Raw genomic sequence first — 502 nt, 5'->3', positions numbered from 1 at the left:
CTAACAATTCGTCCAAGCCGACGCCGCTTCGCGGCGCGGCTTAACTCAGGTGTTAGCGCCCGCAGTTGGGGCTCGGTGTTCGGGGTGTGTCTGTCGCGGTCGTACTTTTTGCGCTCGTGTGTCGGTGGCACCGCAAGCACGTAGCGATGCACCGTCGCGTCGTGCCCGGCTGGTTCGCCGGCTCCACGCAGCGTGCCGCGCCGCGCCGGCCGCACGGCCAAACCGTCGCAGCGCGGCACCCTGCCCGGACACGTCCCGGCGGTTGTGGCAATCGGCTTGCCCTGCCGCATCGGCTTTGCCGCCCTGCTGGCGCAGCGCGGCTCGTTCGGCCGTGCCGCTTTGCTCCCGTCGCGGCCGGGCTCGCGGGCAGCTGCCGTTCCGAACGGGGCGTGGCATGCTCGCGGTCGTAAATCTTCGGTGGCGTCTGTCCCAACCGGGCCGGGCGCTAACAATTCGTCCAAGCCGACGCCGCTTCGCGGCGCGGCTTAACTCAGGTGTTAGC

Annotated in this window: 1 protein-coding gene; it reads right to left on the bottom strand. The window is 69.7% G+C overall.

The genetic code is table 11. The annotated features are described in order from the left end of the window. A partial coding sequence (locus tag EYQ95_RS26695; RefSeq protein ID WP_207916747.1) for a hypothetical protein occupies nucleotides 1-290 on the bottom strand: 290 nt, incomplete at its 3' end. Nucleotides 291-502 lie beyond the last annotated feature (212 nt).

Source organism: Lysobacter sp. N42, from assembly GCF_004344885.1.
The sequence above is the reverse complement of the archived record's forward strand: the minus strand, read 5'-3'. Positions and strand labels throughout refer to the sequence as shown.